This window comes from Methylobacillus arboreus, assembly GCF_020532725.1.
In the GTDB taxonomy this organism is placed as follows: domain Bacteria; phylum Pseudomonadota; class Gammaproteobacteria; order Burkholderiales; family Methylophilaceae; genus Methylobacillus; species Methylobacillus arboreus.
The window spans coordinates 22,570-48,908 of record NZ_JAJAVC010000006.1; the positions used below are offsets into that span (position 1 = coordinate 22,570).

The window sequence follows — 26,339 nt, forward strand, 5'->3', positions numbered from 1 at the left end:
CCTCAAGCCGGGAGTCCGCATGATAGACAACGCCTTGCAATTCCTGCTGCATACTTTATTGGGGCTATTTACCCTGGCCCTGCTGCTGCGCTTCTACCTGCAACTGACACGGGCGCCTTTCCATAACCCTGTCTCCCAGGCCATCGTCGCCGTCACCAACTTTGCCGTCAAACCCATCCGGCGTATTGTCCCGGGGATTGGCGGCCTGGACACTTCCACCCTGCTGCTGGCATTCATTGCGCAATTCCTGCTGCAAGTGGGCTCTTTGTGGATACGCGACTTTCCCTTGCTTGTTGCAGACAACACCATTTGGATCGCCTTGCTGGGCTTGGCATTTGTCGGCCTGCTCAAACTCAGCATCTATATCTTTCTTTATGCGGTGCTGCTGCAAGCCATTCTCAGCTGGATCAATCCCCACACCATCCTCAGCCCGGTGCTGGACGCGCTTACCCGGCCGCTATTGCGTCCGTTACGCAACCGCATTCCCACCGCGGGCGGTTTCGACCTCAGCCCTTTAGCGGTGTTCATTTTCGCCCAGCTAGTGCTGATCGTACTTGTTACTCCGATGGAGCAGCAGTTACTACGCCTGTTCTAAGCTGGGCCTGAATCCAATACCGCCCAGCAGTCGACTGGGCAGGAACAACTGACCGCTTACGCAGTTGTTCCTGCCAGCGACCAGTCAGAGATTAAGGTGCGACGCCAAGCTTTTTCGCCAGTTCGTTAGCCGACAAGATATGCCCAAACCCATCAGTGCCCATGGCAAACTTATCCGCATCTTTCAATCCGCCCACAACAAGGGGATCGAAGCCTGCCGAGGAGATCAATGCCTTGGCAACCTCCAGCGCCTGTTGGTCGTCGCCGGCAATCGGGATGGCAATGCGGGGCGTACGCCCGGCATTATCGGTAAACACACGGTTATTGGCAGCATTGAAGGCACGGACAATATGCGCGCCTGGCAGATATTTTGCCGTGGTGATACCTATGCCGTTGGCCTGGGTCTCGGGATATAGCGAGCTGCGATTGGCATTACCCGCATCAAGCACGATCTTGCCCTTGAGCGCCTCGCCGTAGTCACGGCCAACTTGTGGATAGGCCTCATAAGGCACAGCCAGCAAAATGGCATCGCCGAATGCAATCGCTTCTTCCACGGTTCCAGCGTGTGCCTTGGGCCCCAGCTTCTCAACCAGCGATTTCAGGCTTGCAGGATCCCGTGAGGAAAACAGGACTTCATGCCCGGCCTTCACCCATAGTGCACCGACTGCGCCCCCCAGGTTCCCTGCCCCGATAGTGCCAATTTTTAGGGATTTCCCCTCAGCAGCAAAGGCAGCATGCCCACCGAAAGGAAGAGCGGCCAGCAGGCCCAGGCCTCCTCCAAGTTTCAGAAGCTGTCGACGCGATATATTACGCATGGCATTTCTCCTTGATCAAAACAATGACCTGTTCGAGTATAGAACCAGAAACAGTACCATGACAAAGACCAAGGTAAAGGTTGCGAAAAATAATGTAAGCGGAAGTAAATCCGGCTTGGGGCCAAACATCCGCACCAGAACTTCACAAAAGGCTACATGAGGACAATATCGTAGGTTTCCTGGGCATAATGGGTTTCTGCCTGCAGGGAAATGGGCTTGCCAATAAAATCGGAAAGATTGGCCAGGCTTTGCGATTCTTCATCCAGCAACAGGTCAATGACCTTGGGCGCCGCCAGAATGCGGAACTCGCGTGCGGTAAACTGCTTGGCATTGCGCAGCAGTTCTCGGAAAATTTCATAGCAAACAGTCTGTGCGGTTTTCACCTCGCCCCGCCCCTTACAGGACGGGCAAGGCTCGCACAACAGGTGCGCCAGGCTCTCTCGCGTACGCTTGCGCGTCATTTCCACCAGGCCAAGCGTAGAGAAACCGTTGACCCCGGTCCGCGCCCTGTCCTTGACCACGGTTTTTTTCAGCTCGGTGAGCACGGCTTCCTGTTGCTCAGGTTCGTCCATGTCGATGAAATCAATGATGATGATGCCGCCGAGGTTGCGTACGCGTAACTGACGGGCAATACATTGCGCCGCTTCAAGATTGGTCTTGAAAATCGTATCGGAAAGGCTGCGGCCGCTCACAAAGCCGCCGGTGTTCACATCCACTGTGGTCAGCGCCTCGGTCTGGTCAAAGATCAGGTAACCACCCGACTTGAGCTCCACCTTGCGCGACATGGCCTTGTTGATTTCATGCTCGACATGGTACATATCAAACAAAGGACGTCCACCCTGATAATGCTCAATGCGTTTGACTGCGCCAACGGCATAGTGGCTGGCAAAATCAAGCAGCTTTTGGTATGTCTCGCGCGAATCGACAAGGATGCGCTCAGTCTCATCATTCACCACATCACGCAGCACACGCATGGGCAGGTCCAGGTCCTGGAACACCAGGGAGCGGTCTGCGGCACCATGGCTTGCCGCCTGGATATTGCTCCAGACCTTCTGCAGATAGTCTATGTCGGCAAGCAGCTCTTCATCAGTAGCGGCTTCCGACATGGTGCGGATGATGTAACCGCCCTGGCGGTTCTCGGGCAACAGACGCAATAGCCGCTCACGCAGCAATTCACGCTCGGCTTCATCTTCAATGCGCTGGGATACGCCAATGTGCTGCTGCTGCGGCAGATAAACCAGGAAGCGCCCGGCAATACTGATCTGTGTAGTCAAGCGCGCGCCCTTGGTGCCGATTGGCTCCTTGATCACCTGCACCATAACGGGCTGGCCTTCGTGCAGCACCTCCTGGATGGCCTTTTCCTTTTCCGGGCTACAGCATTCCAGAATATCCGCCACGTGCAGGAAGGCCGCTCGCTGCAAACCAATCTCGACGAAGGCTGACTGCATGCCGGGCAACACGCGGCAGACCTTGCCGCGATAGATGTTGCCCACCAGTCCCAGCGAAGTGGCACGCTCCACATGCAACTCCTGCAGCACCCCTTGCTCCACGATGGCAACACGGGTTTCCTGCGGCGTTACATTGATCAGAATTTCTTCACTCATGACATCACTTAATTTATTTTTCCGCTTATTCTTAGTCAGGCTGCCCGGCCCGGAATGGCAAAACCGCAATTTCTGAGCAAGGTCGCAGTTTCAAACAACGGCAGGCCCATCACGCCGGAGTAGCTGCCTTCAATGCGCTCAATCAGGGTGCCGCCCAAGCCTTGTATGCCATAGGCGCCTGCCTTGTCCCGTGGCTCGCCACTTGCCACATAAGCCGCAATCAACTCATGGTTCAAGCTTGCCATCTTCACGCGCGTGGTCGAAAGTGCCGTTTCCACGCCCTTACCACTTGCCAGAGCAATTGCCGTATGCACCTCATGCCAGCCCCCTGACATGGAAGCCAGCATGGCATAAGCCTCATCATCATCTTGCGGCTTGCCCAGAATATCGCCATCCACACATACCGTTGTGTCCGCTGCCAGCACCGGCATATCCAGCACAGCCAGTTTTCCAGCACAGGCCCGTGCTTTTTCACGCGCAAGCCGCAATACATAATCGGCAGCCGGTTCCGCATTATATACAGACTCGTCTATATCGGAAGGCAATACGACAAACTCCACACCAATTTGCTGTAACAGCTCCGCACGCCTTGGTGAGCGCGAGGCAAGATAAATGCGTGTCATCATCAAGCTTCTATGGAATATGTTGGTTAACTTGGGCGAGGATACTAACCGATAGACCTTGGCACCAACAAGTGAGTCGAAATGATGTTACTGGCTTCGCAGCCAATCCCGCTGTAAAATTATGGGTTTACGTTGTCCTGGCACATCTGTGCCCTGGTGAGCAAGCCCATGATCTGGAAACCCCATACCACTGTTGCCGCTATCGTTGAGCAGGATGGCCGATTCCTCCTGGTGGAGGAAGAAACCGCCGAGGGCATCCGCCTCAACCAGCCGGCCGGCCATGTCGAGAATGGCGAAAGCCTGCTTGAAGCCGCAGTCAGGGAAGCGCGCGAGGAAACCGCCTACCGCTTCACCCCGCAAAGCCTGCTTGGCATCTACCATTGGCGCCACCCTCTCAAGGACATCACTTACCTGCGCTTTGCCTTTATTGGCCAAGTGGATGACCATAGGCCGGAGCAGCCACTTGATGATGGCATCCTGCGCGCAGTCTGGCTTACACTGGATGAAGTCCGTGCCAGCCATGCGCAACACCGCAGCCCGCAAGTGCTGGCCTGCATAGAGCATTATCTGGCGGGACAGCATTTCCCGCTCAACGTCATCACCCATTTATAGAATCGCATCATGAAGAAAAAAGTCATCGTCGGCCTGTCCGGCGGCGTCGACTCCTCAGTCGCCGCATTACTGCTCAAGGAACAAGGCTATGAAGTCACCGGCCTGTTCATGAAGAACTGGGAGGATGACGACACCGACGAATACTGCCCCGCCAAGCAGGACCTGATTGATGCGGCCGCCGTCGCCGACAAGCTCGGTATCGAAATCGAGGCGGTCAATTTCAGCAAGGAATACAAGGAACGCGTATTCGCCAATTTCCTGGAGGAATACAGCGCTGGCCGTACGCCCAACCCGGATATCCTCTGCAACTCCGAAATCAAGTTCAAGGCATTCCTCGACCATGCCATGGCGCTGGGGGGAGACCTCATCGCCACCGGCCATTACGCCCAGGTGCGCGAGAAAAATGGCTTGTTCCAGCTCATGAAGGCTGACGACGGCACCAAGGATCAGAGCTATTTCCTTTACCGCCTCAACCAGACGCAATTATCCAAGACCCTGTTCCCGCTCGGCCATCTGCTCAAGCGCGAGATCCGCGAAATTGCGCGCCGTGCAGGACTGCCCACCAGCGAGAAGAAGGACTCCACCGGCATCTGCTTCATCGGCGAACGTCCGTTCCAGGAATTCCTCAGTCGCTACCTGCCACGCACGCCTGGAGAAATCCAGACGCCTGAAGGCAAGGTCGTCGGCCAGCACAACGGCTTGATGTACTACACCATGGGGCAGCGCCAAGGTCTGGGAATCGGCGGCTCGAAGGAAAGCAATGGCGAGCCCTGGTTCGTCGCTGGCAAGGACATGCAGCGCAATGTGCTGGTTGTGGTGCAGGGGCACGACCATCCCTTATTGCTCAACGACGGCCTGGTAGCCGGCAACCTGCACTGGATTGCCGGCGAAGACCCGCAAACACACTGGGTATATGCCGCCAAGACCCGTTACCGCCAGCCGGACGCGCCTTGTGAAATCGACAGGCTGGAAGGCGGCATTACCGACATTCGCTTTGGGCAGAAACAATGGGCGATTACACCGGGGCAATCGGTCGTGGTCTATGAAAGCAATGTCTGCTTGGGTGGCGGAATTATCACTTCAGCACTTTAAGTCATCCTACAGTGCCAGAATCAATTACTAACGGGCGCGGTATCCTTGAATGAAGGACGCTTCAGCATGGCAACATAATGCCGGGCAAGGTTGGGATATTGCTGTTTCCAGTCCAGGTGCTGGTAGCGCAAATCCAGGTACCCCAGCACACAGCCCAACGCAATGTCTGCCAGACTGAAAGTATCGTTGACGCACCACTTGTTATTGCCCAGATCGTCATTCAACGCCTTCAGGCCCCGTTCCACCTTGCCCAGTTGCTTGGCAATCGCCGCGGTGTCCTGCGCGTCTTCGGGACGGCGCCCCTCTAGCACGGCTGCAATGGCAGCATCACAGACACCGTCCGCCAGGGCCTCCCAGCGTCGCACCCAGATCTTGGCGCTATGATCCTGCGGAATCAGGTGGGCCAGGGGCGTGCGGTTATCCAGGTATTCCACAATTACGCGCGAGTCGTACAGACTGTCGCCATCCGCGAGGATCAGCACCGGAATCTTGCCCAGCGGATTATGGTCCTTGACCGGGCAATCCGGGTCGGCAAGTACCACCGGCACCATGGTGACATCAATACGTTTCTCGACGGCCACCACCCGCACTTTACGGGCATAAGGACTAGTATTGGAATAGAGAAGCTTCATCTCGAACAAGCCCTTGGGATGTGGATGAGTGCATTATAATGTAAATCATGAAAGCCACATTATCCGCCCTGCCCGAATCATTGCTTGCCACAGTCGATGCAGATATTACCCGCGCCCTGGAAGAAGACCTGGGCAGTGGCGATGTCACGGCACAACTGGTCCCTGCAGGCGAGCTCGCCCACGCCACCATCATCAGCCGGGAGGATGCGGTCATTTGCGGCATACCCTGGGCGACCAGGGTGTTTCACCGCGTGTCGCAAGATACATCCATCACATGGCAGGTAGTGGAAGGAGACGAAATCCAGGCTGGCACTACGCTTTGCGAACTCTCAGGCCCAGCGCGCGCACTGCTCACCGCAGAGCGTTGCGCACTCAACTTCCTGCAAACATTGTCTGCCACAGCCACCCTGACCCGCCAATATGTTAAAGAAACAACAGGCACCCAGGCGCGCATTCTGGACACGCGCAAAACCTTGCCCGGTCTCAGGCTTGCGCAAAAATATGCAGTGCGTGTGGGTGGAGGCCTCAATCAGCGCATCGGCCTCTATGACGGCATCCTGATCAAGGAAAACCACATTGCAGCAGCAGGCAGTATCGAAGCCGCGCTGCACAATGCCCGCGCACTCAAGGCAGGCGTACCCATCCAGATTGAAGTCGAAACACTGGAACAACTGCAAATAGCGCTTGATGCAGGTGCCACACTCATATTGCTAGACAACTTCAGCACCGTCCAATTACGCGAAGCAGTTCGCATCAACAATCAGCGTGCAGTACTGGAGGCCTCTGGCGGCATTGACCTCGACAATGTGCGGGAGATCGCCCTGACAGGCGTGGATCGCATTTCAATCGGCAGCCTGACCAAGCATGTGCATGCCCTGGATCTTTCCATGCGGTTTGAGGAAAAGTAAGAGCGTGAACAAGCTCTAAGATGCATAAGCCAGCCTCTTCTCCGCTTATCCCCAAACGCATCGACTTTTAAGGCAGTAGTCTTTAGTATTGCCAAGATGCACCAACCCACAACCGCCTTCCAACCGGCACCTGGTCGCCTGACCATTGGCGATACCCTGCGCATGCTGGTCAATGATGGCCTGGTGCATAAGTTACAGGCGGAACAGCTATACAAGGATAGACGGCTCGACAGCTCCAACCTGCATCCGCTGATCATCATCAGCGAGCAAAAGTGGAAAAACCTGCAGCAGCCCAACAAACTGCTCTCGCTGGAAGCGCTGACCGCCTGGCTCGCCGTTCGGGCCAACCTGGAGCATTTTCATGTCGATCCGCTCAAGCTCGATTTCAGCGCCGTTGCCCAGGTTGTTTCCAAAGCCTATGCCGAACGCCTGAAGATCATGCCGGTGAAGATCAGCGGGCAGGAAGCCGTCATTGCCACCGCCGAGCCTTTCTTTACCGAGTGGATTCCCGATCTCGAACGCATCCTCAAACTCAACATCCGGTTGGTCGTCGCCAACCCGCGCGAAATCAACCGCTACCTGCCGGAAGTCTACAACCTCGCAAACTCCATCAACCTGGCTAACACCGCCAAGACCGGGCAGGTAATCGGCGTTCAGAACCTTGAGCAACTGGTCGAGCTGGGCAAGCACAGCAATCTCGACGCGAATGAACAGCATGTCATCAATATCGTGGACTGGCTGTTCAAGTATGCCTTCGAGCAACGCGCCAGCGACATCCACCTGGAGCCAAGGCGCAATATGGGCTTATTGCGCTTCCGTATCGATGGGGTGCTGCATCAGGTGTATCAGTTGCCCAGCGCGATCATGAATGCGATCACCAACCGCATCAAGCTGCTCGGGCGCATGGATATGGTGGAAAAACGCCGACCGCAGGATGGCCGTATCAAGACGCTTACAGATGAGGGTGAAGAGATCGAGCTGCGCCTCTCGACCATGCCCACCGCGTTTGGCGAAAAGCTGGTCATGCGTATCTTCACGCCGGAAATCCTGGTCAAGGATTTTGTCGAGCTGGGCTTTTCCAGCGAGCAGGCACAAAAATGGATCAAATGGACCCAGAGCCCGAATGGCATTGTGCTGGTCACCGGTCCCACCGGCTCTGGCAAGACCACCACGCTTTATTCCACGCTAAAACTGCTCGCCACGCCGGAAGTCAATGTCTGTACCGTGGAAGACCCGATAGAAATGGTGGAGCCCGCCTTCAACCAGATGCAGGTGCAGCACAATATCGGCCTGGACTTTGCCGATGGCGTCCGCACGCTGCTGCGCCAGGACCCGGACATCATCATGGTAGGCGAAATCCGCGATGTGGAAACCGGTGAAATGGCCATCCAGGCAGCACTCACCGGCCACTTGGTGCTCTCCACCCTGCATACCAATGATGCCCCTGCCGCAGTGACCCGGCTGTTGGACTTAGGCATCCCGCCCTACCTGATCCACTCCTCGCTGATCGGCATCATGGCACAACGGCTGGTCCGCACATTGTGCCCGCATTGCAAGACACCTGCCGAGATCAGCCAGGAACGCTGGGATGAGTTGGTCGGCGCGTGGAAACTGCCCAAACCTGCGCAAATCCATGTCGCCAATGGTTGCCTGGAGTGCCGCATGACCGGTTACCGCGGCCGTAGCGGTATTTATGAAATGCTGTCCCTGACACCCGAGCTCAAGAAGCTCATCACGCATGATGCCGACCTTTCCAGCATCAAGCAGCTTGCATACAAACAAGGCATGCAGCCGTTGCTGATCAACGGCGCGGAAAAAATCGCGGCCGGGTTGACCACCATAGAAGAGCTATTCAAGGTCGCACCGCCACCATTTGAATAACATGAATAAAAATGGAAAACTGTGCTGCCTGAGTTGCTCACAAGCCACTTAAAAATCACCGGCTTAAAGCAATGTTTCGCGTAATCTGCCTTGACCAAACAGGCACAAACCGTTAGTGTTCTAAGTTTCCCAAATCCTCGGCATAACAAGCAATATCTATGGAATTATCTGGCGCAGAAATCGTCATCCGCTGCCTACAGGAAGAGAACGTCAAATACGTTTTCGGCTATCCTGGCGGCGCGGTGCTCAACATTTACGATGAAATATTCAAGCAGGACAAGTTCAAGCACATCCTTGTCCGCCATGAGCAAGCTGCTGTCCACGCAGCGGACGCCTATTCCCGCGCCACCGGCCAGGTCGGGGTCGCCCTCGTAACCTCCGGCCCTGGCGCCACCAATGCGATTACCGGCATTGCAACTGCCCACATGGATTCGATTCCCATGGTCATCATCAGTGGCCAGGCACCGACCCCTGCCATCGGCCTGGATGCCTTCCAGGAAGTGGACATGATTGGTATTTCACGTCCCTGTGTTAAGCACAACTTCCTGGTCAAGGATGTCAAGGATATTGCGCCCACGATCAAGAAGGCATTCTTCATCGCCGCGACTGGGCGTCCCGGCCCCGTGGTCGTCGATATTCCCAAAGACATCACCGCGCACCTCGGCCATTACGAATATCCCAAAAGCGTGGAGATGCGTTCCTACACGCCTATCCTCAAAGGACACTCCGGCCAGATCAAGAAAGCCATCAAGCTCATGCTTGAGGCCAAGCGCCCCATGCTGTATACCGGTGGCGGCGTGGTGCTAGGCGATGCAGCAGATCAACTGATCAAGCTTGCGCACAGACTGGGTTTCCCGGTGACCAACACCTTGATGGGTTTGGGCGGCTACCCTGCGACAGACAAGCAGTTTGTCGGCATGCTCGGCATGCACGGCACGCTGGAAGCCAACATGGCAATGCAGAACTGTGACGTGCTGGTTGCCGTAGGCGCGCGCTTTGACGACCGCGTGATCGGCAATCCCCAGCACTTCTATAACAAGGACCGCACCATCGTCCACATTGACGTGGATCCGTCTTCCATTTCCAAGCGCGTCAAGGTGGATGTCCCCATCGTCGGCCATGTGCAATCCGTGCTCGCCGAGATGAACGAATTGCTGGATGCGGAAACCCGCACGCCCGATGCTGCCGCGCTCAAGGCATGGTGGACGCAGATCGAGGAATGGCGCGGCCGCAACTGTCTCACCTACAACCGCAATAGCGAGATTATCAAGCCGCAGTTCGTGATCGAGAAATTGTGGGAAGTCACCAAGGGCGATGCCTATGTCACATCAGACGTAGGCCAGCACCAGATGTGGGCCGCCCAATACTACAAGTTCGACAAGCCGCGCCGCTGGATCAACTCTGGCGGCTTGGGCACCATGGGCGTCGGCCTGCCCTATGCCATGGGTGTGCAGTTTGCCGACCCCTCGGCCAAGGTGGCCTGTGTCACCGGCGAAGGCAGCATCCAGATGAACATCCAGGAGCTCTCCACCTGTAAGCAGTTCCACCTGCCGATCAAAGTGGTTCTGCTCAACAACCGCTATCTCGGTATGGTGCGCCAGTGGCAGCAGTTCTTCTATGAAAACCGTTATTCCGAATCCTATATGGACAGCCTGCCGGATTTCGTCAAGCTCGCAGAGTCCTACGGTCATGTCGGCATGAATATCGAAAAGCCTGCTGATGTTGAAGGCGCCTTGACCGAGGCATTCAACCTCACAGACCGGTTCGTCTTCATGAACTTCATTACCGACCAGAACGAAAACGTGTTCCCGATGGTGCCGAACGGCAAGGGGTTATCTGAAATCATCCTGGCTGAAGACCTGTAAGAAGAACCAAGCATGAAACATATCATCTCCATATTGATGGAAAACGAAGCCGGCGCCCTCTCCCGCGTTGCCGGCCTGTTTTCTGCGCGTGCATACAATATCGAATCCCTGACCGTGGCGCCCACCGAGGACGCCACGCTGTCACGCATGACCATCGTCACCTCCGGATCGGATGATGTGATCGAGCAGATCATCAAGCAGCTCAACAAGCTGATTGATGTGGTCAAGGTACTGGACCTCAACGATGGCCGCTTTATCGAGCGTGAGCTGATGTTGGTGAAGGTAAAGGCTACCGGCTCCTTCCGCGATGAAATGAAGCGCATGTGCGACATTTTCCGCGGCCGCATCATCGATGTCGCGGACGGTAGCTACACCATTGAGTTGACCGGCTCCGGCTCCAAGCTGGACGCCTTCCTGGAAGCACTGGATAAGGCCGTCATTCTCGAAACCGTGCGCACCGGCGCTTCCGGCATCGGCCGCGGCGACAGGATACTCAAACTTTAAACACTCCAGCTGCCTATTCACAGGCGGCAGAATCCATTTGTATTGAAAGGTAAAAAATGAAAGTCTATTACGACAAGGACGCTGACCTCTCCCTGATTAAGAAACTGAAGGTGACAATCGTCGGTTACGGTTCCCAGGGCCACGCGCATGCACAAAACCTGAAGGACTCCGGTGCAACTGTCACTATCGGTGCGCGCAAGGATGGCAGCTCCTTTGCCAAGGCTGTAAATGCAGGCCATGACGTCAAGGAAATTAAGGATGCCGTCACTGGTGCTGACGTCGTCATGGTATTGCTGCCAGACGAAACCATGGCAGAAATCTATAAGGCAGAAATCGAACCTAACCTGAAGAAGGGCGCTGCGCTAGCCTTTGCTCACGGCTTCAACGTGCATTACAACCAGATCGTGCCAAGTAAAGACCTGGACGTGATCATGATCGCGCCAAAGGGCCCAGGCCACACAGTGCGTTCCGAATACCTCAAGGGCGGCGGCGTACCTTCATTGATCGCGGTTTACCAAGACGCATCCGGCAAGGCCAAGGACATTGCGCTTTCCTACGCTGCAGCCAACGGCGGCACCAAGGGTGGCGTAATCGAGACTAACTTCCGTGAAGAAACCGAAACCGACTTGTTCGGCGAACAGGCTGTGCTCTGTGGCGGCGCGGTTGAGCTGGTCAAGGCTGGCTTCGAGACACTGGTTGAAGCAGGTTACGCACCAGAAATGGCTTACTTCGAATGCCTGCACGAACTGAAACTGATCGTGGACCTCATGTACGAAGGCGGCATTGCCAACATGAACTACTCCATCTCCAACAACGCTGAATACGGCGAGTATGTCACCGGCCCGCGCGTGATTGCCGACCAGGCCCGCGCTGCAATGAAGGAATGCCTGACCAACATCCAGAACGGTGACTACGCCAAGCAGTTCATCCTGGAAGGCCGTACCAACTATCCATCCATGACTGCACGTCGTCGCCTCAATGCTGCTCATCCCATTGAGCAAGTTGGCGGCCAGCTGCGCTCCATGATGCCTTGGATTGCCAAGAACAAGCTGGTAGATCAATCCAAGAACTAACAGTTTTTGATAGATTGATCGGATCGAACTTAGAGCCGCTAACAAAACTCAGCGATCCGAGTCTAAGCTAAAATGGAAAGAGGCTGGACAATGTCCAGCCTCTTTTTTACATTCAGTCTCATGTTAAGAGGTTTGTGTGTCAAAACCCTGTTCCGTCAAACTGCAATACTTGATTCCTAAAATCGCATTGACCGCATTAGCTGGCAAACTTGCCCACCTGCGTGCTGGGTGGCTCACCACCGCCGTTATCCGCTGGTTTGCCAAACGCTACCGGGTCAATATGCTCGAAGCGGTGAACCCCGACATTACCAGCTATGCCAGCTTCAATGACTTCTTTACCCGGGCATTGAAGCCCGGTGCACGGCCGCTGGCCGATGCAACGCAAATCTGCCCTGTCGATGGCGCCATCAGTCAGTTCGGCTGTATCGATAAAGATCAGATTTTTCAGGCAAAAGGCCACCGATACTCGACCACTGCATTACTGGCTGGCAATACTGCGATGGCTAAGACCTACGAAAATGGTCATTTTGCCACCATCTACCTGAGCCCCCGCGATTACCACCGCATTCACATGCCTTGCGACGGCAAGCTGCTTTCCATGACCTATGTGCCCGGCGACCTGTTTTCCGTCAACCCGGTGACTGCAGAACACGTGCCCGGGCTATTCGCCCGCAATGAGCGCGTGGTGTGCGAATTTGCGCATGGCGAAGGCAAGTTTGTGCTGGTACTGGTAGGCGCCACCATCGTTGGCAGCATGGCAACCGTATGGCACGGCATCGTCAACCCGCCGCGTCCGGGGAAAATCCAGACTTGGCACTACCATGACCAGGACATTCACTTGAAACAAGGTGAGGAAATGGGGCGCTTCTTGCTAGGGTCCACTGTGGTGTTGCTCTATCCGGAAACGGCCCGGCTAACATTCCAGGCTGGCTGGCACCCGTTGCGGGCTGTGTCCCTGGGTGAGGCAATGGCACAACAAGATTGAAATAAAATGGGAAAGGAGATTCCGGCCTGACGCCAGAATCTCCCAAGGCAAATCAACGCACTGACTGGTCCAGTTTTTCTGCCACGCGCACGCGCCGACGATCCGCCAGATGAGAGGACAGCTCTTTTAGCGCCATACGATAAACATCACGCTTGAACTCAATAACGGCATCCATAGCAACCCAGTAATCACTCCAGCGCCAGGCATCAAACTCCGGGTGCGTGCTGGCACGCAATGACACATCGCTATCACGCCCCACCAGCCGGAGCAGGAACCATATCTGCTTCTGGCCCTTGTAACTGCCACGCCATTCGCGCTTGATCCAGTTGGTAGGCACATCGTAACGCAGCCAATCCCGGGTACGGCCCAGGATTTTGACATGCTCGGGACGCAACCCGACCTCCTCCATCAATTCGCGGTACATGGCCTGCTCAGGGCTTTCGCCATACTTGATCCCGCCTTGCGGAAACTGCCAAGAGTGTTCACGGATGCGCTTACCCCAAAACACCTGATTGCGAGCATTACATAAAATAATGCCGACATTCGGGCGATATCCATCCCGATCTATCATGACAACATACCTCTATAATTTGTCGTAATTCTTCCATATTTCGCCTAAGATTGAAAGCTAAGCGAACCACCGCCTGATCCGTCAAATCCCAGAAAATCCAGGAGAAATCCAGCCTTGACGCTGTTTACAGCACACCCGTATACTGCCAAGTCAACCTGTGGCAGCGTATACGCGTTACCTTAATTATTGGCAGAAACCTGATAGACAGTGAAACACACCATCCGTATTTTCAGCAGCTTCTTAGTTTTTCTGGCTTTTTCCTTGCTGGCACAGGCAAACGAGGCATATATCACCAACCAGGGTGAAAACACCGTTTCCGTCATCAACCTTGCAGACCACAGCATCATTGCCACCATCGCAGTAGGCAAGGCGCCTGTTGGCGTTACCGCATCCGCCAGCCTGGGCAGGGTCTATATCAGCAATGTCGACGGCCACTCGGTTTCAGTCATAGACAGCAAGAAATATGAAGTTGTGGACACCATCGCCATCCCCGGCTCACCCGTGGGCATTGCACTCTCACCCGACAGCAAGACACTTTACGTCGCCGACTGGAACGATAACCGCGTGCTGGCCATTGACACCGCCGATACCGAGCAGCGCCGTGAAGTCAGCATCGGCAAGGCACCCGCAGGCATCGTCATCAGCCAGGATGGCAGCAAACTCTACGTTGCCAACCGCGACAGCAACGACCTGGCGATTATCGACACGCAATCGCTCAAAATCCTGCAACGCGTTGCCACTGGCGAACACCCATTTGGTGTAACACTCGGGCCGGATGGCAAACAACTCTTCGTCGTCAATGTCTACGCCAACAGCCTGTCTGTTATCAACCTGGACAATCTTGAGTCGCGCACCATTGCCGTAGGCGAACACCCCTATTGCGTCACGGTGAGTCCAGACAGCCGTTATGCCTATGTCACCAATACCCAGGCCGACACCGTTTCGGTACTGGACCTGGAACAAAACAAGGAAACCGCCAAGATTCGCGTCGGCGGTTTCCCGGAAGGCATCAACTACGATGCTTCCACCAACCGTATTTACGTTGCCAACTGGTTTGACAACTCGGTTTCAGTGATAGACGCCAGCAGTCATAAACATATCCAGGACATCCCGACAGGCAAGCAAAGCCGGGCGTTCGGACAGTTCATACTCAACAAGACGTCACATTGATCAGGAACTGCTTAGTATGCTGACCCGCTGCCAACAGCAGGCCAGCACATTGACGGTTCCACTTTTATAACTTGCAAAAACATGGAGAAACATAGATGAAGAAGATACTCGCACTCTTAGCCATCGGCTTGCTGCCGTTTAGCGCTGCAGCCCACGGCCCCGCACCACAGAAGGTAGAAAAAACCATCACCATCGACGCTAGTCCCGACAAAGTCTGGGCACTGGTCAAGGACTTCGGCAACTGGCAGAAATGGCACCCGGCAGTTGAAAGCACCAAGCTTGAGACAAAGAAAAATGAAGCTGGCGAAGAAGAAACCTTGCGCCTGCTGACGCTCAAGGGCGGCGGCACCATCCTTGAAAACCTCAAGAGCCTGGATGAAGACAGCAAACAGCTCAAGTACGGCATCATTGAAGGTGTACTGCCTGTGGCAGACTACTACTCCACCATCAGCGTCAAGGCTGCAGACGGCGGCAAGAGCGAAGTGAAGTGGCTGGGCCGCTTCTACCGTGTTTATAAGCTTAACCCACCTATCCCTCCAGGCCAGGATGACAAATCCGCCCTAGACGCAGTGAATGGCATGTATGACACGGGGCTGGAAAACCTGAAAAAGGTTGCCGAAGGTAAATAAAAACCTCAAGCAACCCTACCCAGGCTTGTCACCTACTGACAAAAATTGTCAGTCAAAAGCCAACAAAAAGCGGAGCACAAACTCCGCTTTTTTATTTTATAAAAAATAAAACCATTAAAATTCAATAAGTAACCAACCTCCCCAAAAAGTTGGCACAGCCATTGCGAGAAGCAAGACATGCGGCACTCCTCCATGCCGCAAATACCAAACTCAACTCAACTAAAAGGGGTTTAATAATGAAAAAAGTACAACAAGGTTTTACGCTGATAGAACTGATGATCGTGGTTGCGATTATTGGTATTTTGGCGGCAGTGGCAATTCCGGCCTATTCTGACTATCAGGCCAAAGCTAAATTCACAGCCGGCCTATCTGAAATAGCAGGTTATAAAACAGGTTTTGAATTGATAGCAAACGACGGCGAAACACCATCCGTTGCAAACTTGAATATTCCTTCTACAACCACTTCGAACTGCGGACCTATTGGAGTATCAGGTACGACTCTTACATGCGTCATTGCAAATGCACCCTCCCAAGTTAATGGTAGAACCATTACACTTACCCGCGCAGCTGCTACAGGCGCTTGGACTTGCGATAGCGACCTTGCTGGGGATGCAAAAACTAAGTACTCTCCAAAATCTTGCCAAGGTGCTGCAGCCCCTGCAACTCCATAATATTAATAAAAAAACTTATCAAACCCGCTACTTTAGCGGGTTTTTTATTCTAGGCGAGATTTACATTCACAACCTTTTAAACTTAATCTCTGGCTTAAGTGCATATTTTCAAGTACTAAAAAGTACCATCCAAACTATCTGGTAAGGGTAAATCCAACAAAGGCGCAATAACAACGGGTATTGCATCACATGAAGTACCATCTTTCACAGGAGACAAAATCAAGATTGACTTGTCTCCTATTTCTTTTTGTCACTATCTTCTGGCCACCTACTTTCATTGCCATGCAGGGCAGAGACCCGATGTGTAGTTGCACTCCTGCATACCCACAAGATTCCGGCTCGGGGGCTGGAATAACAAGAGGCGGGTCCATGCCGGACTTCATGTCATATCAGAAGCATTCCTGAGCACTACGAGATCCCAGTTCCTAGGCCGGGATGACAAAACAATGTGAGGAAAGAGATCAGACACTCAAAACCTGCCCATGCTGCAATGCCTGCGGCGCCAAAGGATGCCTGGCAGCATCGATCTCCCGCATGATGGCTTCCCCTTCACCCGGCTTCAGATGCGTGATCCAGACCTGAGGACTGGACTTGAATTGATCCAGCCCAGTCAGCAGCAATACCGGGCAATAATGGTGAGAAACCAGTGCCAGTGCGATCTCGGCATTGGTGAACGAGGCTTCAACGATGAGGTGGCACAGATTGTTCGCCTGGTTCACCGCTTGCCAGAACTCATTGCAGCTGGTGGTATCCCCGGTAAATGCCAGGCTGCCTTCACCGCTATCCAACAAATACCCCACGGCAGGCACGGTGTGGTTGGCAGGCAGGGCAACAATACGCCTGCCACCCAGCGTAATGGCTTCGCCCACTGCCACCGGGGCATATTGCAGCAGGGGTTGCTCTGGGGTAGGTATCTGGCTGAAGTCAGGCCAGATATGCCAGTTGAACAGGTGCGCTTTCAGGCTGGCGATGGTTTCCGGCAAGGCATGTACCGTCACAGGCTGATCACGCTGTCCGGCAACAGCATCCAATAGAAGCGGCAGGAATGCGACATGGTCCAGGTGGGAATGTGTCAAAAATACATGGTCAATGTCCACCAATTGCTCAAGCGTGAGATCGCCCACGCCGGTGCCGGCATCAATGAGGATGTCATCATCCACCAGCAAGGAGGTGGTACGCAGGCCCAAACCTATACCGCCGTCACAACCAAGAACCCGGACAATCATGCTGCTCCCCGCTTGTTTTCAAAGTTGAATACCGCATCCCAGTCCATTGCTGGCGCATGCATGCTGAAATAAGCAATCCGCTCAATATAAATGCTATAGATTCTGCGCTCTCCATAGGCAGTCTGCAATGCGTTGAATGACTTGCCGGCTTGAATCCAATGTTGCTGGCGATAGAGGATTAATGCTGCCTCATATTGCGCTAGTTCCTGTGCCAGGACAGCATCCCCAAATGGGACAGGCGCATAAATCCGCACAGGCGTATCTTTCCCCTTAACACGTACCAGATCAAGCTCGCGATAATGATATTGACCGGCTTGCCGGACAGTGCTCTCGCTCACAATCACCGGTTCGCCATAATATTCGCTTAACCCTTCCAGCCGCGCGCCCAGGTTGACGGCATCTCCCAGCACGGTATACGCCATGCGGAACTCCGAACCCATGTTGCCGACAGTCATTTCCCCGCTATTCAATCCCATGCCTATTTCCAGTTTGGGCCACCCCTTCTGCTTGAAGCCGGTATTCAGCTCCTTGAGTGCCTGTACCATGCCCAATGCCGCATTGACGGCATTGCCTGGATGTTCGGCATCTGCCAGTGGCGCGCCCCAGAATGCCATGATGGCATCTCCCATGTATTTGTCTATGGTGCCGCGATGCTGGTGAATGACACGGGTCATGACGGTGAGATATTCATTCATCAGCTTGCCCAGCGTTTGCGGATCCAGCGACTCGGAGATCGTCGTGAATCCGCGGATATCGCAAAACAATATCGTGAGCTCGCGGCTTTCACCTTCCAGCCCAAACTGCTGCGGCCTGTCTGCCATTTCAGCCACCAGCTCCGGCGGCACATACTGACCGAACAGTTGCGCTAAATGCCGCTTGCTGCGCGACTCAATGAAATAGCCATAGCTCATATTGAGCATATAAACCAGCACAAGTAGCAACAAGGTAGAAGCTAATGGCAGCACAAATCCAGCTTGCCAGAACATGAGGTTGGCAAGCACAGATAAACCCAACAGGGCCGCAACCAGGATAGTCGAAGACAAGGGGCTCAATCGTGGCAGCAAACAAGCTAGCCACACACCCAGGATAAGTAACAACAGACATTCTGCAGCGATGGTATAAGCAGGATGCTGCTTGATGCTGCCGTCCAATATGCCTGCAATCATATTGGCGTGAATCTCAACGCCGGGATACACGCTCTGCACCGGGGTGGCGCGCAAATCCATCAGCCCTGGCGCAGTGGTGCCGATCAAGACGATGCGACCCCTGAGCAAGTGTTGGGATACCTTGCCATGCAACACATCAACGGCCGACACATAAGGGAAGCTACCCTGCCGTCCGCGATAGGGAATCAAGGCACTGAGGGCGGCATCAACCGGGATTTTTCTGTGGCCGAGCTGCAGCCATTCCATTCCCGCATAGCTTCTGGCATAGACAAAGCCAGGCGTAATCTCCACGCCACCCAATGCCTGGCGCGCCACGGCCAGTGACAATGCTTCATACACGCCATCTTGGAACTGCACCAGCAGGGGAATGCGCCGGGTAACGCCGTCGCCGTCAGGGTCTGGATTGAAATGTCCGGCAACACGCACCTGCTGCTGCAACAGCGGCAGGTTGGCGCCATAACCGATGGCATGCAGCGGGGTAATATCACGGCCGGCAAGCATATCCGCAGCCATGACGGGCGGTGGCAGCTTACCAATGTTGTGCTGGACATTGCTGCGCTCATGCCGGAAGTAATAGCCCAGCACGACATTGCGCCCCTGCACGCTGTGGGCAAACTGCTGGTCATAATCCAGCTCTGCCTCCAATGCTTCTACAACCTTTGCAATCTCCGGCTGATGGTTGAGTTTCGCTTGCCGGATTCTTTGCAGGTTTGCCAGGCCGGAGCTTTCATCTTTTTCAGCAAACACCACATCAAACGCCACAACTTTGGCCTGATATTCATCAAACAGGCGATCCAGCAAATGTGCAAGCTTGTGACGGCTCCAGGGCCAATGCCCTTCCTGTTGCAGGCTGCTTTCATCAATATCCACAATCACGATGCGATCATCCTGTCCGCCCGGCATCAATAGCTGCAATTTGGCATCGTAGGCAAAATGCTCCAGGCTATGCACAAAGCCCAGGTTTATCAGCCCTGCTGTATGCCCCAGCAGGATGCCGGCCACCAATAGGCCAAGCAATATACGAATCTGTGAATGGGAAACAAGACGAGAAAGGCGCATGTGGGAATGAATTTATAATATGTTTTTGAGTTAAAAACCCATGATTTATCAGAAGCATATCGCAAAAGTAATGCACAGGAACAGGCCCTAGACCATCGAGACCATGGCAGAATATTGCTTTTGCCAAACGTAGGCAGTATGTCTTTACTTGATTTTGTTGAAATATCCTTCAGCGACCCCATTCATAACAGCGTCATCTGGTTGCATGGCCTAGGCGCCGATGGCTATGACTTCGCCCCGGTGGTACGGGAACTGGCCTTGCCGCATACCCGCTTCATTCTGCCACACGCCCCCGTCCTGCCCGTCACTGTCAATCAGGGTTATGAAATGCGCGCGTGGTATGACATTTACAGCTTTGAACCGGGCTCCAGGCAGGATGCCGATGGCATTCATGCCACACAGCAGCAAATTGAAGCACTGATTGCCCATGAAATAGAGCGCGGCATTTCGAGCCAGCACATTATGCTGGTCGGGTTTTCACAGGGCGGCGCAATTGCACTGCACACGGCGCTACGCCATCAAGCGCCACTGGCCGGGGCACTGGCACTTTCCACCTACCTGCCGCTGGCTGACAGCCTGCCCACAGGGCGGCATGCCGCCAATCAAGCCACTCCCATATTCATGGCGCATGGCACACAGGACAACATTATTCCGCTAAGCCGCCATCATGCCTCCGCCCAGGTATTACAAGGCCTGGGCTACGCGCTGGAGCTGCATGAATACCCGATGCCGCACTCGGTTTGCATAGAGGAAATCGACGATATCCGCCGCTTCATGCAGCAGCACTTGGGCTTATCATTAACTTAATCATGGTTTACAGGGGCAGATCGTCGTAAAATAGCGCATTATTTTCAATAACGCAGGGAGCACATCAGCTTGACCAAGTTGTTTGACATGCCCCTGCAACGGTCGTATCTATGAGTAAAAAAACCAAAGCTGACGACCAGCAGACCAGCATGTTCGAAGCCATGAGCTTTGAAAATGCCATGACAGAGCTGGAAAGCCTGGTCGCACAGATCGAGTCCGGCCAACTGCCGCTTGAACAATCCCTGGCCGCTTACAAGCGCGGTTCCGAGTTACTGCAACATTGCCAGAAGTCACTGGCCGAGGTTGAGCAACAAGTGCGCATCCTCAACGAATCCAACCAGCTACAAACCTACACCGACACTAAATGACCGATTTTCAAAGCTGGGCCCGCCATACCCAACAACGGATGGAACAAGTACTGGATACCCTCCTGCCAGCCTCCAACATTGCTCCCGACCGCCTGCATGAAGCCATGCGCTATGCGGTGCTGGGCGGAGGCAAGCGCGTGCGCGCATTGCTGGCGCATGCAGCAGGCGAACTATGCGGCGCCAACCCGGAAAAAGTGGATGTCGCTGCTGCTGCTGTAGAGCTGATCCATGCATACTCCCTCGTGCATGATGACATGCCCTGTATGGACGATGACGACTTGCGCCGTGGCAAACCTTCCTGCCACAAACAGTATGATGATGCGACGGCGCTCCTGGTAGGCGATGCATTGCAAACACTGGCATTCCAATCCCTTGCCACATCCGGATTATGCAACGACCCTGGACGCCAGCTGGAAATGGTCAGCCTGCTCGCCATTGCCAGCGGTTCGCGCGGCATGGCAGGCGGCCAGGCCATTGACCTTGCCAGCGTAGGCAAGGCACTTGACCAGACTGAACTGGAATATATGCATATCCACAAAACCGGCGCGCTGATTCGTGCAGCAGCCCTGCTGGGGGCACAGTGTGCGGATGATCTGAACCAGGAGCAGCTACAGGCGATAGACCACTATGCCCAGTCCATCGGACTGGCTTTCCAGGTAGTGGACGATATCCTTGATGCCGAGGCCGATAGCGAGACCTTGGGTAAAACCGCAGGCAAGGATGCGGAAAGCGACAAGCCGACCTATGTCACCATCCTCGGCATAGACCGCGCCAAGCAACTGGCACAGGAACTGCTCGACAATGCACTCGCACCACTTGCGCCTTATGGAGAAGCAGCCAATCAATTGAAGCAAGTTGCCAATTTCATTACCCAACGCAGCTTTTGAGCGGGCAAGCCATGTATGAACTGCTAGAAAGCATCAATTCACCCGAGCAACTGCGCAAGCTGGACCGCAGGGAACTGCATACGCTCGCAGAGCAACTGCGTGGTTTTCTCGTCAACAGCGTGGCGCAGACCGGTGGACACCTGTCCTCAAACCTTGGTGTGGTAGAGCTCACCATTGCCCTGCACTATGTGTTCAGCACACCTGAAGACCGCATAGTCTGGGATGTGGGACACCAAACCTATCCTCACAAGATATTGACAGGCCGCCGTGAAGCCATGAGCAGCCTGCGCAAGCCTGGCGGTATTGCCGGCTTCCCGCGCCGGGATGAAAGCATCTACGACACTTTTGGCACTGGCCACTCCAGCACCTCCATCTCCGCTGCGCTGGGCATGGCCATCGCTGCACAGAAAACCGGCTCCGACCGCCACTCGATCGCCATCATCGGCGATGGCGCGATGACGGCAGGCATGGCGTTTGAAGCGCTCAACAATGCGGGTGCAATGGATGCCAATCTGCTGGTGATCCTCAACGACAATGACATGTCGATTTCCCCTAATGTAGGTGCACTCACCAACTATCTCGCCAAGCTGCTTTCAGGGCCACTGTACACCACGATGCGCCGCTCAGGGGAGAAAATGCTGGGTGTCGTGCCGCCTGTGCGCGAATTTGCCAAGCGTGCAGAAGAGCATGTCAAAGGCATGGTGACGCCCGGCACATTGTTCGAGGAATTCGGCTTCAATTACATTGGTCCGATTGATGGCCATGACATTGATGTACTGATCGCCACCCTGGGCAATATCCGCGAACTCAAGGGCCCGCAGTTCCTGCACATCGCCACACAGAAAGGCCATGGCTACCAGCCGGCTGAAGACAATCCGGGCAAATACCACGGCGTTGGCAAGTTTGACCCGAGCAATGGCTGCTCGATCGCCCAGGCCGGCAAGAAAACCTATACCCAGGTGTTCAGCGACTGGCTGGTAGACATGGCAAAACAGGATAAACGCCTGATCGGCATCACGCCGGCCATGTGCGATGGCTCCGGCCTCAATGCCTTTGCCGAGCAGTTTCCCGACCGCTTTTACGATGTCGGCATTGCCGAGCAGCATGCGCTCACTTTTGCCGCAGGCATGGCGTGCGATGGCCTCAAGCCAGTCGTGGCAATTTACTCCACCTTCCTGCAACGTGCCTACGACCAGTTCATACACGATATTGCCCTGCAAAACCTGCCAGTCATGTTTGCCATAGACCGTGCCGGACTGGTAGGCGCTGATGGCCCCACCCACGCAGGCAGCTTCGACTTGAGCTACCTGCGCTGCATCCCCAATATCGTCATCATGACGCCCAGCGATGAGAACGAATGCAGACAAATGCTCTACACCGCCTACCAGCACAACGGCCCTTCCGCCGTACGCTATCCGCGTGGTGGCGGCCCGGGGGCGGCAATATCAAGCACTATGCAGGCGCTTGAAATAGGCAAAGGTGAAATCCGCAGGCAGGGCAGCAAGATTGCCATACTGGCCTTTGGCAGCATGCTAACGCCCACATTAGAGGCAGGTGAGAAGCTTGGCGCCACCGTCGCCAATATGCGCTTCGTCAAACCGCTTGACAAAGCACTGGTGAAAAACCTGGCAAGCACGCATGAGCTGATCGTCACCATCGAGGAAAACGCCATCATGGGCGGTGCCGGTGCGGCAGTAATGGAAGCGTTGCAAGCATCCGGGCTGGAAACGCCGGTGTTATGCCTAGGCCTGCCGGATGCATTTATTGAGCACGGCGTACATGAAACCATGCTCGCAGAATGTGGTCTTAACGCAAGCGGCATTGCTGCCGCAATTGAGAAAAGAGTAACCAAGTAGTATACTCAACTATTACCGAATTCACTTAAGTTTTCAGGATCGCCATGAACCAACCCTCCATTCCACCCATTGAAGATGTGCAGAATACCCCGGACACCCGGCAGCTTGCCATTGACAAGGTAGGAATCAAATCCATCCGCCACCCGGTCAAGGTCAAGGACAAGACCGGCGGTGTCCAGCACACCGTTGCCACTTTCAACATGTACGTGTTCCTGCCGCATAACTTCAAGGGCACGCACATGTCGCGCTTTGTTGAGATTCTCAACATGAACGAGCGCGAGATTTCCGTGGATTCCTTCGAAAGCATCCTGCGCGCCATGGTGCAACGCCTGGATGCGGAGTCCGGCCACGTGGAAATGACATTCCCCTATTTCGTCAACAAGGCCGCCCCGGTTTCCGGCGTCGAAAGCCTATCTGACTATGAAGTCACATTCATCGGCGAAATCAACCAGGGCAAGTACGACATTACCGTCAAGGTCGTCGTACCCGTCACCAGCTTGTGCCCATGTTCGAAGAAGATTTCCGACTATGGTGCGCACAACCAGCGCTCACATGTCACAGTCACTGCCCTGATCAGTGACTTCATCTGGGTGGAAGACATCATCCGCCTGGTTGAAGACCAGGCTTCCTGCGAGGTTTACGGCCTGCTGAAGCGCCCCGATGAAAAATATGTCACCGAGCGCGCCTACGACAACCCCAAGTTTGTCGAAGACATCGTGCGCGACGTGGCTGCCGAGCTGAATGCAGAGAAAAAAATCGTCGCTTACACCGTGGAATCGGAAAACTTCGAATCCATCCACAACCACTCTGCTTATGCACTGATCGAAAAAGACAAGCGCAAGTAATTATTAGCGAAGCAAGAGTCAGAAACAAAAACGGCAGCTTGAAGCTGCCGTTTTTTTTATTGCGTTTAAGGTTCAATACTTCTTAGTCAATGTCAACGCAATACCATCGCGTTTCATCTCCACGCGATTGAGCGCACTCATTCCTAGCAGCACTACCGCAGGCGAGCCGCCTTCCATGATCAGTCCATCCACCTGGGTCAACACCAGTCCATTCAGCCGCACGTTATTGATAACCACCTTGTAGGCATTGGCAACGCCATTGGCTGTTTGTACCGAAACCGGCGTACCTCGCTTGTAATCAATCTTGGCATAACGCGCATCGCCGCTGTTCATGACAATCGCAGATGCGCCGGTATCCACCAGGAAACGCAGGGAAGCCCCATTGATATGACCATCGATAAAATGATGGCCGGTGGAATCCGCATATAAGGTGACGCTGCTGCCACCAGCTACCGCATCCTTGCTGGGCAAGGCAATCGCCTGGCCCATGCCGAGTTCGCGCTTGACGCCATCCACCTCGATCACTGCTTTGTCACTACTCGCAGCAATCAGGCGTATGCCCTCAGGGCTGATTTCCCCTGCCGACAACGTACGTGGCTTGCCACCGTTGATAGCCATAATGGCCTTGCCTTGGAACAGGCCGACAATATTCACCTGGGTTTCTGCCCACACCGTCATCGGTAAGAGCCATAGAAACACCAGCATCCATGCCCGCATCATTCTGTCTCTCCTTGATCTTCCCGCATCATGAACATGAAAAAGATAAAGCCGAGCATAGCGCAGAGCGCGGACGCGGTAAATGTCCAGCTTGGGCCTATGCTGTCCCAGGCAAACCCGCTGATGACTGCGCCAAGCGTGCCGCCGACCCCATAGGAGATGCTGGTGTAAAGGCCCTGCCCCTTGGATTGGTGCTTGCCCCTGAAGTAGCGATGCGTCAAGGCCACTGCGGCCGCGTGATAAGAACCGAAGGTAGCGGCATGCAGCGTCTGGGCCAATACGATCAGCCACCAGACATCCACTGCCCAGCCAATCACGAAAAAGCGTACAAATGCAAGAAACAGGCTGGTCAGCATAATGCGGCGCAAGCCAAAAAGGGCAAATAGCCTGGGCATGTAGAGGAACACCATAATCTCGCACATCACGCCCAGCCCCCACAGCCAGCCGACAATGCCTTTGCTGTAACCGTGGTCCACCAGATAGATCGAGTAGAAAGTGTAATAGACGCCATGTGCGGCGGACATGGCAAAACAGGCAGCCATCAGCGCAATGACCTCGCGCCTGCGCAATATTGCCCACCAGGAACCATCGCTATCGTGATGCTGCAACGCCACCAGCGGATCCGCCAGGCGCCATGACAAGCCCCAGACGGCAGCCAGCAGGATCAGGATCACCCACAGCAACGCCATCATGCCCAGGTATTGCACGGCATACCCCAGCCCAACGACCGCGACAACAAATCCTATAGAGCCCCAGAGCCGGATATGCCCATAACGGTCCAGCCTGTCTCCAAGATGGCCTAGGGTAACCGCCTCGATCAACGGCAAGGAAGCGCTCCAGAAAAAACTCAAGGTCAGCATGATGGCAAACAGCCAGTAAAAACTATTGCCGAAAAACACGCCGACATAGGCCAGCAAGCTGGCTCCCGCCAAGAATTGGATAATGGGGACACGATGCCCGCGATGGTCTGCCACCCAACCCCACAGGCTGGGTGAGAAACTGCGGGCAATCTGGAAAAGCGACATCAGGATGGCGATCTGGAAGGCGCTGAACGCCAGGGACTTTAGATACAACGTCCAGAACGGGGTAAAAGCGCCGACAAAGCCAAAATAGGCAAAGTAAAAGCCGGACAAGCGCCAATAAGGCAAGGGAGCATGCACTTTCATGCTGGCTTAGTAC

Annotated in this window: 26 protein-coding genes; 17 read left to right on the plus strand and 9 right to left on the minus strand. The window is 54.6% G+C overall.

All coding sequences use genetic code 11. The annotated features are described in order from the left end of the window. Positions 1–19 precede the first annotated feature (19 nt). Complete coding sequence (locus LG198_RS06205) at positions 20–595, plus strand: YggT family protein (protein ID WP_230342317.1); 576 nt, start codon at positions 20–22, stop codon at positions 593–595. Between the two features lie 91 nt (positions 596–686). Here LG198_RS06205 and LG198_RS06210 read toward each other — a convergent pair whose 3' ends face one another. The 3 genes from LG198_RS06210 to LG198_RS06220 form a co-directional block, all read right to left on the minus strand. Continuing rightward, positions 687–1,409: an NADPH-dependent F420 reductase gene (locus tag LG198_RS06210; RefSeq protein WP_230342318.1), complete on the minus strand. Its 723-nt coding sequence runs from the start codon at positions 1,407–1,409 to the stop codon at positions 687–689. 152 nt (positions 1,410–1,561) lie between these two features. After that, on the minus strand, positions 1,562–3,013 hold the full coding sequence (rng, locus tag LG198_RS06215) for a ribonuclease G (protein ID WP_230342319.1): 1,452 nt from the start codon (positions 3,011–3,013) through the stop codon (positions 1,562–1,564). Between the two features lie 35 nt (positions 3,014–3,048). Next, entirely contained in the window at positions 3,049–3,639 is a 591-nt protein-coding gene (locus LG198_RS06220; protein WP_328484982.1) for a Maf family protein, read from the minus strand. A 165-nt stretch (positions 3,640–3,804) separates the two neighbouring features. On the opposite strand from LG198_RS06220, the gene LG198_RS06225 reads away from it, so the two are divergent. Beyond that, complete coding sequence (locus tag LG198_RS06225; RefSeq protein ID WP_230342320.1) at positions 3,805–4,248, plus strand: NUDIX hydrolase; 444 nt, start codon at positions 3,805–3,807, stop codon at positions 4,246–4,248. A 9-nt stretch (positions 4,249–4,257) separates the two neighbouring features. Next, the gene (gene mnmA, locus LG198_RS06230; RefSeq protein WP_230342321.1) at positions 4,258–5,340 is read left to right on the plus strand and encodes a tRNA 2-thiouridine(34) synthase MnmA; all 1,083 of its coding nucleotides are present in this window, start codon (positions 4,258–4,260) and stop codon (positions 5,338–5,340) included. A 20-nt stretch (positions 5,341–5,360) separates the two neighbouring features. Here mnmA and LG198_RS06235 read toward each other — a convergent pair whose 3' ends face one another. Next, positions 5,361–5,972 (minus strand): glutathione S-transferase family protein, encoded by a 612-nt coding sequence (locus tag LG198_RS06235; protein ID WP_230342322.1) that lies wholly within the window; start codon positions 5,970–5,972, stop codon positions 5,361–5,363. A gap of 47 nt (positions 5,973–6,019) precedes the next feature. Between LG198_RS06235 and nadC the strand changes: the two genes are divergently transcribed. From nadC to asd, 6 genes are all read left to right on the plus strand, one after another. Beyond that, complete coding sequence (nadC, locus tag LG198_RS06240; RefSeq protein WP_230342323.1) at positions 6,020–6,880, plus strand: carboxylating nicotinate-nucleotide diphosphorylase; 861 nt, start codon at positions 6,020–6,022, stop codon at positions 6,878–6,880. A 96-nt stretch (positions 6,881–6,976) separates the two neighbouring features. Further along, the gene (locus LG198_RS06245) at positions 6,977–8,761 is read left to right on the plus strand and encodes a GspE/PulE family protein (RefSeq protein ID WP_230342324.1); all 1,785 of its coding nucleotides are present in this window, start codon (positions 6,977–6,979) and stop codon (positions 8,759–8,761) included. Positions 8,762–8,919: 158 nt separating this feature from the next. Beyond that, the gene (locus LG198_RS06250; protein WP_230342325.1) at positions 8,920–10,626 is read left to right on the plus strand and encodes an acetolactate synthase 3 catalytic subunit; all 1,707 of its coding nucleotides are present in this window, start codon (positions 8,920–8,922) and stop codon (positions 10,624–10,626) included. 12 nt (positions 10,627–10,638) lie between these two features. Further along, positions 10,639–11,130, plus strand: a complete 492-nt coding sequence (gene ilvN / locus LG198_RS06255; protein ID WP_230342326.1) for an acetolactate synthase small subunit — start codon at positions 10,639–10,641, stop codon at positions 11,128–11,130. Between the two features lie 56 nt (positions 11,131–11,186). Next, a complete protein-coding gene (gene ilvC, locus LG198_RS06260; RefSeq protein WP_230342327.1) occupies positions 11,187–12,203 on the plus strand; it encodes a ketol-acid reductoisomerase in 1,017 nt (338 codons plus the stop codon). Between the two features lie 136 nt (positions 12,204–12,339). Beyond that, positions 12,340–13,188, plus strand: a complete 849-nt coding sequence (asd, locus tag LG198_RS06265) for an archaetidylserine decarboxylase (RefSeq protein ID WP_230342328.1) — start codon at positions 12,340–12,342, stop codon at positions 13,186–13,188. Positions 13,189–13,240: 52 nt separating this feature from the next. Here asd and LG198_RS06270 read toward each other — a convergent pair whose 3' ends face one another. After that, positions 13,241–13,759 (minus strand): RNA pyrophosphohydrolase, encoded by a 519-nt coding sequence (locus tag LG198_RS06270; protein WP_230342329.1) that lies wholly within the window; start codon positions 13,757–13,759, stop codon positions 13,241–13,243. 207 nt (positions 13,760–13,966) lie between these two features. Between LG198_RS06270 and LG198_RS06275 the strand changes: the two genes are divergently transcribed. From LG198_RS06275 to LG198_RS06290, 3 genes are all read left to right on the plus strand, one after another. Next, the gene (locus LG198_RS06275) at positions 13,967–14,929 is read left to right on the plus strand and encodes a YVTN family beta-propeller repeat protein (protein ID WP_230342330.1); all 963 of its coding nucleotides are present in this window, start codon (positions 13,967–13,969) and stop codon (positions 14,927–14,929) included. A 95-nt stretch (positions 14,930–15,024) separates the two neighbouring features. Beyond that, entirely contained in the window at positions 15,025–15,558 is a 534-nt protein-coding gene (locus tag LG198_RS06280; RefSeq protein WP_230342331.1) for an SRPBCC family protein, read from the plus strand. Positions 15,559–15,794: 236 nt separating this feature from the next. Then, on the plus strand, positions 15,795–16,229 hold the full coding sequence (locus LG198_RS06290; protein ID WP_328484990.1) for a pilin: 435 nt from the start codon (positions 15,795–15,797) through the stop codon (positions 16,227–16,229). A gap of 461 nt (positions 16,230–16,690) precedes the next feature. Here the strand turns inward: LG198_RS06290 and LG198_RS06295 are convergent, their stop codons facing one another. Further along, positions 16,691–17,455: an MBL fold metallo-hydrolase gene (locus tag LG198_RS06295; RefSeq protein WP_230342332.1), complete on the minus strand. Its 765-nt coding sequence runs from the start codon at positions 17,453–17,455 to the stop codon at positions 16,691–16,693. After that, positions 17,452–19,680: a CHASE2 domain-containing protein gene (locus LG198_RS06300; RefSeq protein ID WP_230342333.1), complete on the minus strand. Its 2,229-nt coding sequence runs from the start codon at positions 19,678–19,680 to the stop codon at positions 17,452–17,454. The genes LG198_RS06295 and LG198_RS06300 overlap by 4 nt, the downstream gene beginning before the upstream one ends. A gap of 138 nt (positions 19,681–19,818) precedes the next feature. Between LG198_RS06300 and LG198_RS06305 the strand changes: the two genes are divergently transcribed. The 5 genes from LG198_RS06305 to folE2 all read left to right on the plus strand — a co-directional run bounded on the left by LG198_RS06305 (position 19,819) and on the right by folE2 (position 24,443). Beyond that, the gene (locus LG198_RS06305; RefSeq protein WP_230342334.1) at positions 19,819–20,487 is read left to right on the plus strand and encodes an alpha/beta hydrolase; all 669 of its coding nucleotides are present in this window, start codon (positions 19,819–19,821) and stop codon (positions 20,485–20,487) included. Positions 20,488–20,597: 110 nt separating this feature from the next. Further along, positions 20,598–20,855, plus strand: a complete 258-nt coding sequence (locus tag LG198_RS06310) for an exodeoxyribonuclease VII small subunit (RefSeq protein WP_230342335.1) — start codon at positions 20,598–20,600, stop codon at positions 20,853–20,855. Further along, complete coding sequence (locus tag LG198_RS06315; protein ID WP_230342336.1) at positions 20,852–21,742, plus strand: polyprenyl synthetase family protein; 891 nt, start codon at positions 20,852–20,854, stop codon at positions 21,740–21,742. Before LG198_RS06310 ends, LG198_RS06315 begins: the two co-directional genes overlap by 4 nt. An 11-nt stretch (positions 21,743–21,753) precedes the next feature. Continuing rightward, positions 21,754–23,598, plus strand: a complete 1,845-nt coding sequence (dxs, locus tag LG198_RS06320) for a 1-deoxy-D-xylulose-5-phosphate synthase (RefSeq protein ID WP_230342337.1) — start codon at positions 21,754–21,756, stop codon at positions 23,596–23,598. A 44-nt stretch (positions 23,599–23,642) separates the two neighbouring features. After that, the gene (gene folE2, locus LG198_RS06325) at positions 23,643–24,443 is read left to right on the plus strand and encodes a GTP cyclohydrolase FolE2 (RefSeq protein ID WP_230342338.1); all 801 of its coding nucleotides are present in this window, start codon (positions 23,643–23,645) and stop codon (positions 24,441–24,443) included. Positions 24,444–24,515: 72 nt separating this feature from the next. On the opposite strand, the gene LG198_RS06330 is transcribed toward folE2, so the two are convergent. Continuing rightward, positions 24,516–25,163, minus strand: a complete 648-nt coding sequence (locus LG198_RS06330) for a retropepsin-like aspartic protease family protein (RefSeq protein WP_230342339.1) — start codon at positions 25,161–25,163, stop codon at positions 24,516–24,518. Further along, positions 25,160–26,326 carry an MFS transporter gene (locus LG198_RS06335; protein WP_230342340.1) on the minus strand — a complete coding sequence of 389 codons (1,167 nt, stop codon included), beginning with the start codon at positions 26,324–26,326 and terminating at the stop codon, positions 25,160–25,162. Before LG198_RS06335 ends, LG198_RS06330 begins: the two co-directional genes overlap by 4 nt. Between the last annotated feature and the right edge of the window lie 13 nt (positions 26,327–26,339).

Bases quoted from the DNA above. Each gene is read 5' to 3' on its own strand.
- LG198_RS06205 (WP_230342317.1), top strand. From the start codon at position 20: ATGATAGACAACGCCTTGCAATTCCTGCTGCATACTTTATTGGGGCTA.
- LG198_RS06210 (WP_230342318.1), bottom strand. From the start codon at position 1,409: ATGCGTAATATATCGCGTCGACAGCTTCTGAAACTTGGAGGAGGCCTG.
- rng (WP_230342319.1), bottom strand. From the start codon at position 3,013: ATGAGTGAAGAAATTCTGATCAATGTAACGCCGCAGGAAACCCGTGTT.
- LG198_RS06220 (WP_328484982.1), bottom strand. From the start codon at position 3,639: ATGATGACACGCATTTATCTTGCCTCGCGCTCACCAAGGCGTGCGGAG.
- LG198_RS06225 (WP_230342320.1), top strand. From the start codon at position 3,805: ATGATCTGGAAACCCCATACCACTGTTGCCGCTATCGTTGAGCAGGAT.
- mnmA (WP_230342321.1), top strand. From the start codon at position 4,258: ATGAAGAAAAAAGTCATCGTCGGCCTGTCCGGCGGCGTCGACTCCTCA.
- LG198_RS06235 (WP_230342322.1), bottom strand. From the start codon at position 5,972: ATGAAGCTTCTCTATTCCAATACTAGTCCTTATGCCCGTAAAGTGCGG.
- nadC (WP_230342323.1), top strand. From the start codon at position 6,020: ATGAAAGCCACATTATCCGCCCTGCCCGAATCATTGCTTGCCACAGTC.
- LG198_RS06245 (WP_230342324.1), top strand. From the start codon at position 6,977: ATGCACCAACCCACAACCGCCTTCCAACCGGCACCTGGTCGCCTGACC.
- LG198_RS06250 (WP_230342325.1), top strand. From the start codon at position 8,920: ATGGAATTATCTGGCGCAGAAATCGTCATCCGCTGCCTACAGGAAGAG.
- ilvN (WP_230342326.1), top strand. From the start codon at position 10,639: ATGAAACATATCATCTCCATATTGATGGAAAACGAAGCCGGCGCCCTC.
- ilvC (WP_230342327.1), top strand. From the start codon at position 11,187: ATGAAAGTCTATTACGACAAGGACGCTGACCTCTCCCTGATTAAGAAA.
- LG198_RS06270 (WP_230342329.1), bottom strand. From the start codon at position 13,759: ATGATAGATCGGGATGGATATCGCCCGAATGTCGGCATTATTTTATGT.
- LG198_RS06280 (WP_230342331.1), top strand. From the start codon at position 15,025: ATGAAGAAGATACTCGCACTCTTAGCCATCGGCTTGCTGCCGTTTAGC.
- LG198_RS06290 (WP_328484990.1), top strand. From the start codon at position 15,795: ATGAAAAAAGTACAACAAGGTTTTACGCTGATAGAACTGATGATCGTG.
- LG198_RS06295 (WP_230342332.1), bottom strand. From the start codon at position 17,455: ATGATTGTCCGGGTTCTTGGTTGTGACGGCGGTATAGGTTTGGGCCTG.
- LG198_RS06300 (WP_230342333.1), bottom strand. From the start codon at position 19,680: ATGCGCCTTTCTCGTCTTGTTTCCCATTCACAGATTCGTATATTGCTT.
- LG198_RS06305 (WP_230342334.1), top strand. From the start codon at position 19,819: ATGTCTTTACTTGATTTTGTTGAAATATCCTTCAGCGACCCCATTCAT.
- LG198_RS06310 (WP_230342335.1), top strand. From the start codon at position 20,598: ATGAGTAAAAAAACCAAAGCTGACGACCAGCAGACCAGCATGTTCGAA.
- LG198_RS06315 (WP_230342336.1), top strand. From the start codon at position 20,852: ATGACCGATTTTCAAAGCTGGGCCCGCCATACCCAACAACGGATGGAA.
- dxs (WP_230342337.1), top strand. From the start codon at position 21,754: ATGTATGAACTGCTAGAAAGCATCAATTCACCCGAGCAACTGCGCAAG.
- folE2 (WP_230342338.1), top strand. From the start codon at position 23,643: ATGAACCAACCCTCCATTCCACCCATTGAAGATGTGCAGAATACCCCG.
- LG198_RS06330 (WP_230342339.1), bottom strand. From the start codon at position 25,163: ATGATGCGGGCATGGATGCTGGTGTTTCTATGGCTCTTACCGATGACG.
- LG198_RS06335 (WP_230342340.1), bottom strand. From the start codon at position 26,326: ATGAAAGTGCATGCTCCCTTGCCTTATTGGCGCTTGTCCGGCTTTTAC.